This is a genomic window from Lactobacillus porci, from assembly GCF_009695985.1.
Taxonomy (GTDB): Bacteria; Bacillota; Bacilli; order Lactobacillales; family Lactobacillaceae; genus Lactobacillus; species Lactobacillus absianus.
The window spans coordinates 1-7,250 of record NZ_VUMX01000047.1; the positions used below are offsets into that span (position 1 = coordinate 1).

The 7,250-nt window shown below is 49.7% G+C and carries 6 protein-coding genes and 1 tRNA gene; 1 reads left to right on the forward strand and 6 read right to left on the reverse strand.

Annotated elements, in window-relative coordinates; all coding sequences use genetic code 11:
• Nucleotides 1-889: 889 nt before the first annotated feature.
• The 5 genes from FYJ62_RS09915 to FYJ62_RS09935 all read right to left on the reverse strand — a co-directional run bounded on the left by FYJ62_RS09915 (nucleotide 890) and on the right by FYJ62_RS09935 (nucleotide 6,737).
• Nucleotides 890-1,801 (reverse strand): ketose-bisphosphate aldolase, encoded by a 912-nt coding sequence (locus FYJ62_RS09915; RefSeq protein ID WP_154549521.1) that lies wholly within the window; start codon nucleotides 1,799-1,801, stop codon nucleotides 890-892.
• A gap of 247 nt (nucleotides 1,802-2,048) precedes the next feature.
• The gene (locus FYJ62_RS09920; protein ID WP_154549522.1) at nucleotides 2,049-2,741 is read right to left on the reverse strand and encodes a L,D-transpeptidase; all 693 of its coding nucleotides are present in this window, start codon (nucleotides 2,739-2,741) and stop codon (nucleotides 2,049-2,051) included.
• Nucleotides 2,742-2,990: 249 nt separating this feature from the next.
• Nucleotides 2,991-4,562, reverse strand: coding sequence for a Rib/alpha-like domain-containing protein (locus FYJ62_RS09925; RefSeq protein WP_154549523.1), 1,572 nt, complete (start codon nucleotides 4,560-4,562; stop codon nucleotides 2,991-2,993).
• Between the two features lie 13 nt (nucleotides 4,563-4,575).
• Complete coding sequence (locus tag FYJ62_RS09930; protein ID WP_154549524.1) at nucleotides 4,576-5,436, reverse strand: NAD(P)H-hydrate dehydratase; 861 nt, start codon at nucleotides 5,434-5,436, stop codon at nucleotides 4,576-4,578.
• Between the two features lie 17 nt (nucleotides 5,437-5,453).
• Nucleotides 5,454-6,737 (reverse strand): serine hydrolase, encoded by a 1,284-nt coding sequence (locus FYJ62_RS09935; RefSeq protein ID WP_154549525.1) that lies wholly within the window; start codon nucleotides 6,735-6,737, stop codon nucleotides 5,454-5,456.
• A 90-nt stretch (nucleotides 6,738-6,827) separates the two neighbouring features.
• Between FYJ62_RS09935 and FYJ62_RS09940 the strand changes: the two genes are divergently transcribed.
• Nucleotides 6,828-6,911, forward strand: a tRNA-Leu gene (locus tag FYJ62_RS09940).
• A gap of 249 nt (nucleotides 6,912-7,160) precedes the next feature.
• Here FYJ62_RS09940 and FYJ62_RS09945 read toward each other — a convergent pair.
• On the reverse strand, nucleotides 7,161-7,250 hold a 90-nt coding region (locus tag FYJ62_RS09945; protein ID WP_154486841.1), incomplete at its 5' end, for an IS3 family transposase.

A 7,250-nucleotide genomic window follows, 5' to 3' on the forward strand; every position in this document is an offset into this window, starting at 1 on the left:
CTGGAAGCCTATTTACCATGGGCTGAGAATGTTCAGCTACACTGTAAGTGAAGTCCCATAAACTGATTAATCCCATCTTAGCATTGCTAGGATGGGATTTTAATATACCGCGATATTGGGCGCTTACGAAAGAAGGAGAAGAAATAGAAACTAAAAAAGCGTCCCTCTGGGGCGCTTTTTCGTGCTTGACTCATGTCTAAAGACACGAATTTGCGCACGCTTTTTAATCAAATTAAACAGCAAGCTAACTTTGCCTAAAATTAATGTAATCCGCTTTTATTTCTCTAGTTATAAGCATAATCCTTTCAGATTCGCTGGGCAAGCACTTTTTGTTAAATTATCATTAGTCTTTAGCAATCATAGCAATTTCAAATTTCACCTAACAGTTAGGCAACTAGCTGGCCTATGTCTTATTTTTGCTGTATGCTGCCAGTCTACAGGCGTGGAATACGGCGCGATTCATGTCTTTTAGCCAATCCGCATCCCAAAGAATAAGCCCCTTTCCCGAGCAGGTGAAAAAGGGGCTTTTATATTTTCATTACTAATTTATATCAGTTCCTTTGCAAAAACACTCAGCCATTCCTGAAAAAAGCTGCAGCAATCCAAATTCACCAGCCGATCTTTGGCTGACTTATTCCGAAAAAAGCGATTGCATCAACGCTTTCAAAGATTTTCATCATTTTTGCATTGCCACTTGGTCAGCCGTTTTGCCAGCGATCACCTATTGCAATGAATTTATAACTATCATTATTTTTTGGCGTTTTTTCGTTTTTTAGACTAAAAAAATCCCGCTGAAGCGGCTCATCAAAGAACAAATGCCTTTGATGCCTGCTTCAGCGGGATCTGGTCAATGCTTAGCTAAAGCACTGTCCCCGAAGAAAATCGTTGATTATTCTTCGTTAAGTGAGCTTCTGTCGAATGAAGCGTCAGCAGTCTTGTCGTCGATTGAAGGAGTGCCCATCCAGCTGATCATTTCCTTCATTGAGGCAGTGATTGCTTCAGTACCTGGCAAGAGCAGCTTGCGTGGGTCGTAACCCTTCTTGCTCTTGTCTTGGTCCTTGCCTTCTTCGATGTACTTGCGAGTAGCTGCTTGGAATGCAAGTTGGAATTCGGTGTTGATGTTGATCTTTGAAATACCCAAAGAAATTGCCTTTTCGATTTGGTCTTGAGGAATACCTGAACCACCGTGCAATACAAGTGGAGTTTCAGGAACAGCTTCAGCGATTTCCTTAAGACGGTCGAAGTTCAAGCCAGTCCAGCCTTCTGGGTAAACGCCGTGGATGTTGCCGATACCGCAAGCCAGCTTGTCAACGCCAGCTGCTACGAAGGCCTTAGCGTCTTCTACTGAAGCAAGTTCGCCGGCACCTTGGTTTTCACCGATCTTGCCGATTTCAGCTTCAACAGAAATGCCGCGTTCGTGAGCCAGCTTGATAATTTCCTTGGTCTTAGCCAAGTTTTCTTCAGTTGGCAAAGCGTGGCCGTCGAACATAACGCTTGAGTAGCCAAGCTTGATACATTCAATAGCTGAGTCGTAGTCACCGTGGTCCAAGTTCAAGATAACTGGAACTGAGATGTTCATTGAGTCCATTGAGTCTTCTACCAAGTCCTTAACGAGCTTGTAGCCACCCATGTACTTAGCAGCACCAGTTGAAACTTGAATCAACAATGGAGTTCTGGTTTCTTCAGCACCACGAAGAAGTGCGCGAGTCCATTCCAAGTTGTTAGTGTTGTAGGCACCAACAGCGTAGTGTTCCTTACGAGCCTTCTTAAAAATATCATTACCGTTAACGAAATAAGCCATAAAATTACCTCCTAAGCTTCTTACAGGATCTATTGTACCCTAATAATGAATAGTTGAGCAAACAAAATCTGCCTTGAAAGCGTTTTTTTGGCAAAATCTTGACTCTTTTGCACTTTGTTAAAGCTTGCTGCTTGGGAAATGAAAACGGCCCCCAGTAAAATAGCCGTCCGTGGCTGGCGGACGGCTATTGCGCATTTTTCACTTTTGAAAAATCTGTTATATCTTTCACAGTATTTGAAAGCTCTGCCTACTTGGCGATGACGACTTTGGTTCCCACCTTGATGCCGCCATTTTGCCGCTGGGTATAGATCCACTTGGCATCGCTGACGGTCAAGCGGACGCAGCCGTGAGAATCCGGCTTCTTGCCCAGAGTAGTCAAGTGGGCCCCGTTCTTGTAGCCATAGTAGTAGCTGCCGACGTGCTCACCGGAAGCGAAATTGTTGATTGGCACTGAGTGGAAGAGATAGACCCCATGCTGGTAGAAGGAAATAAAGTAGCGGGCGCCAACGCCGTTGGCATTGATGAACTGCTCGCCGCTTTCATTCTGCACATGGAAAGTGCCTAGCGGAGTCAGGCTGCGGCCCTTGGTAATCTTGCCGGCTGAGGCGTACATGACATAAATCACCTTGTCCCCGCTCATCACATAGGCCCGGCACTTGCTGATTGGGACCTTGAACCAAACGTTCTTGTACTTGCGCAAGTCCGGGTACTTGCGCTTGGTCTCACTGGGATACAGGTAGTATCTGCCAGTCATTGGCCGCATGTCGGTAGGGTCAGCAAAAATATTGCCTGTTTTCTTTTGCTGCTTCTTGCGCTTCTGTGTTGTTTTGGGCTTGTCTTTTGTCTGCGCGTGCGGCAGAGGCTGGAACACTGGAATCATCATCAGCGCCACAATCGCCAAAATCAGCGCAATCCCCATCCGCTTGTGGGCCTTGTTCATTTTTCTCTCTCTTCTCTATCTTTTTTCGTGCTCAATACACATGCATCAATTATTCTAGCAGATCCAGCAAGCGGTTGCCATTAAAGCGCCCTTCTGTAACCAAACTTTAAAATTGCTGCTTGTTTTTCACCCTAACCAAAATTACTGTTTGGCAGGCTGATGCATTTTCTTTATTATCTAATGAAATAGGATAAAAAAATAGTAAAGCCGGCAAAGCTTTACTATTTCGCTTACTTTTTAACAGTAGTTTTACTTGTACTTGATGACGATCTTGGTCCCAACCTTGAGGTGACCAGCCAAGCGCTGGTTGTAAAGCCAGTGGGCGTCGCTCAAGGACAGGCGGATGCAGCCATGGGAGTCAGGCTTGGTCCCCAGAACGGTCAAGTGGGCCGCGCTGCCGACGCCGCCGTAGCCGTAATGGTAGCCGTTGTGGTAGACGCCTGAGCCATAATTGTTGATCGGCACGCTGTGGAACAGGTAGTCGCTGCCATAGTAGGCCAGGTAATAGCGGCCGCCAACGCCGTCGGCTGACATGAATGACGGGCCATAAGCCGCCTTCAAGCGGAAGGTGCCGCGCGGCGTGTCGCTTTGGTAGACCCCATTGCTGTATTCAAACTGGCCTGCTGATGAGTACATAGTGTAAACCGCCTTGTTGCCGCTCATGATGTAAGTCCGGTTGCCCAGAATGGAGACTCTGATCCACAGGTTCTTGTACTTGGCCAGGTTTGGATAAGCCCGCTTTTCACTGGACTTGAAGTAGTAATTGCCAGTCTTAGCTCGCATGTCGGCTGGATCGTAGTACGGCGCATTGGCTGGCTTGTGAAGGACCTGCTTGTAGCTGATCTTAACGGTTTCATTCTTGGTCTTGGAGGTCACCGTCTTGGCCTTGACTGAGGTCTTGCTCCGCTTGTAGCCTGCAACAGCTGGAATCTTGTACTTCTTCCATTTGCCTTTGGACCACTTGCCGTAAGACTTCTTGCTCTGCTTGCTGGTCTTGGTCAGCTTGCCGTTGGTATAGGTCTTGCTGGTCGTCACGGTCGTCGTAACCGTCCGTGAGATCTTGGCCTGCTGCTTGACGATCTTGACCTTCTTGCCTGGACGGTAGATCTTGATCGTTCGGGTCTTAACCGCGCGCTGCTTAGACTTGGTCTTCTTGACTGACTTCTTGCTGGTAACGGCGTCCTTGACGGTCACCGTCACCTTGACCAAGTCGGTTGACTTGTCAGCGTAAGTAACCAGAACCGTGCCCGTGGACTTGCCAGCCTTGGCGGTTGACGGTGCCTGCTGCCAAGCATAGGCAGTCACGTGCTTCAAAGAAGCCGCGTTGGCGATAAAGTCTTTGGCATTCAGCTTGCTCCCGGTCTTGACGGTCACGCCGCTCTTAGCTGCTGGTACAAACTGGTCTGAGAACTGGATCACCCGCAAATAGGTTTCAACCTCATCGCTTGAACCATCGTTATAGGTCACCAGAACCGTCGCCTTCAGGCTGTCGGTCTTTTTGGTCAAGTCCGGCATGGTCTTCCAGGTATAAGACTTAACGTTGGTCAATTCAGCCGTATTGGCAATCGCGTGCTTGGCAATTGCCTCCATGCCCTTGGCGTTCAGTTGCACCACCCAAGGCTGCTCTTCAGTGAAGGCACTCTTTGGCTCATTGCTGTCAGCCTGACTGGCTTGCACGGCATCAGCCGCAGTCGCCGGATCCGCAGTCGCAGTCTGCGTGGCTGCCGGGTCAGCGTCAGCCTTAACCGCGGGACTTTGACCAAGGCACAGCAAGGTCAAAGCCGCTGCTGACAAGGCAGTAATATATTTTGCTCTTTTCATGGCTATCTCCTCTTTATTCGTTACTGTATCTCTTCATCAGCTTGGGCATCATAGCAGAAACTTCGGTTGGCCTGACCAGGTACTTGTCCTGATAGAGCAGGTCCCCTGCCGCTGAGTGGCAGTGAACTGCCGCTAAAACCGCGTCCAGGCTTGGTCCAAACTGGCCCAGGAAGGCCGCGATGATTCCAGCCAGGGTGTCACCCATGCCGCCCGTGGCCATGCCAGGGTTGCCCGCCGCGTTGAGATACGCCCTTTCTTGTGTTGCATCATACACATGAGTGTGATTTGATTTCAGAACCAGTATAACATTTCTTTTCGGGAACAACTGCCGCAAGACCTGAAAATTGCGGACATTTTCCTGATCTGGAATCTTGATCCCGCTGAGCCGCTGCCACTCCATCTGGTGTGGGGTCAATACGACTTGTTTGGCCTTGATCAAGCTCAGCAAGTCTGGCTGCTGGGCGAGCAGGTCCAAGGCACTGGCGTCAAGCACCAGGCTCTGGCTGGGCGTGGCCAGCTGGCAAAGCTTGGTCAATAGTTCCAAGGCATAGGGGCTATTTCCCAAGCCTGGCCCGCAAAGAATCACATCCTGTTTTTTCAGCAGGTCCAGCACTCGCGCTTGCTCATGAATGTCCATAAACATGGCTTCTGGAACCCTGGCATGGAGGGCCGTCAAGTTGGCGGGATCCGTGGCCACGCTGGTCAGGCCGGCGCCGCTGCTTACGGCGGCTTCAGCCGCCATCATGATGGCCCCGCCAAAGTTCTCAGAGCCGCCAATCAAGAGCAGGCGGCCATAATTGCCCTTATGGCTTTGACTTGGCCGTGGCCGGATGACCCGGCGGGCAATTTCAGAGCCAAACTCTTCCGTTTCCATTGCATCGCGCCTCGCTTTTATTTGGCCCCAAACAGGCTGCGCCAGATTCTGACGAAAATATTAGCTTGGGCATTGTCTTGGACAGCCACGGCTGTAGTCGTCAGCTGCTTGCCGCTGAGCGTTTCCAGCTTGCCGGAAGTAGTTGCAAAACGGTAGCTGGCCACGGCCTTGCCCTTGACGACTGGAGCAGCCACGGCCGCCTTGGACAGGCTGGTCTTGACCTTGCTCCCCTTTAAAGCCCAGATGGTCACGGTCTTGCCCAGAACCACCTTGCTGGAAGTCGACTTGCCTTCAGGCACCTTTACCGTACTTGCGCCGCTGATGCTTGAGCCCTTGGCCAAAGTAATGGCGTTGTAGCTGCTGTAGACGAAGTGCATCAGCTTGGCCGTCTGCACGAAGCGGGACGGGTCATTGGAGTTGACGTGCTTGGCACCTAAAACGATCGTAATGATCCGGTGGCCGTTCTTTTTGACCGTGCCCGCGAAGCAGGCGCCTGCCTTGTCGGTTGTGCCGGTCTTCAGCCCATCAACTGGCAAATCCGCGTAGTAGGCGCTCATTCCTGGCAGCATCCAGTTCCAGTTGGTCATCGTGTTCTTGGTGGACCCATTGTCAAAAGTCATCGTCTTCACTGAGGTAGTATCGATGACTTCTGGGAAATCGTCCAGCAGGTGCTTGGTAATAATGGCCATGTCGCTGGCGGACAGTTCATTTTCAACGTTTTTGCCGATGCCAGGGTAAGCAGCCGCACCTAGATTGCCGTTAGCCAAGCCACAGGCGTTGTAGATCTTGGCATCGTCAATGCCCCAAGACTGGACCAGAGAACGCATTTTTTTGACGAAAGCGACCTGGTCGCCGCTGATCGCCTTGGCCAAGGTCATGGCCGCCCCGTTGGCTGATTCAATCAAAGTCGCCTGATAAAGCTGCTTGATCGTGTATGAGTGGTCCGTGTAAAGGGGCACGTTGGAATATTCGGTGTTTTGGCTGACTTTGGCAATGGCCTTGGTTGGCGAAACCTTGTCCGTCCAAGACAGCTTCCCCTGCTTGACGGCCTGCAAGGTCAAGTAGGTGGTGATCAGCTTGGTCATAGAAGCAATTGAGCGTGGCTCATTGGCATTCTTGGCATAGAGCACCTGACCAGTTTCCGCGTCAATAGCAATCGCGCCCTTGACGTCCAAGTCCAAGCTCTTTTCTTGGTAGCTGCTGACCGCGGCTTGAGCCTGGCTGGCGAATGGGCTGCCGGCAAGGACTAGAGAAGCGGCCGCTGCCGCCGAAATTAGCGCTTTTTTAAATCTTCTGAACAAAATATTTCCTCTCTTTTCAAAAAAATTTGTTTTCGCACTTCCATTTTAGCAAAATTTTGGTATTATTAAATATGTGCTCAGGCACGAGATGCCCACTTGGCGGAATTGGCAGACGCGCAGCGTTCAGGTCGCTGTTCTGGCAACAGAGTGAAGGTTCGACTCCTTTAGTGGGCATGAATGGATGACTAGATTACATCTAGCATATATGGGAGTAAGAGCAGGTTTCGGCCTGCTCTTTTATTTTGCGCTCATCTAATTTAGGTGAGAGTTTTTTAATTCGGACAATCGAATGCGGAAAAGTATCTTAGTTGAGGACTTTTCGGGAAGCACTTTTCGAAAAATCGCCGCCAAGACAATGTCTTAACTAAAAAAATCCCCTCGAATCATGAAGTGCCATAGAAAAGTTAGACATTTTATAAAATCTTAAATAGTTGCCATTACACGATCTCTATATTTTACAGGGGTCGTGTAATTTAGTTTATTGGACCGTCTGATGTTGTTAAACCAATATAT

Bases quoted from the DNA above. Each gene is read 5' to 3' on its own strand.
- FYJ62_RS09925 (WP_154549523.1), bottom strand. From the start codon at position 4,562: ATGAAAAGAGCAAAATATATTACTGCCTTGTCAGCAGCGGCTTTGACC.
- FYJ62_RS09920 (WP_154549522.1), bottom strand. From the start codon at position 2,741: ATGAACAAGGCCCACAAGCGGATGGGGATTGCGCTGATTTTGGCGATT.
- FYJ62_RS09930 (WP_154549524.1), bottom strand. From the start codon at position 5,436: ATGGAAACGGAAGAGTTTGGCTCTGAAATTGCCCGCCGGGTCATCCGG.
- FYJ62_RS09915 (WP_154549521.1), bottom strand. From the start codon at position 1,801: ATGGCTTATTTCGTTAACGGTAATGATATTTTTAAGAAGGCTCGTAAG.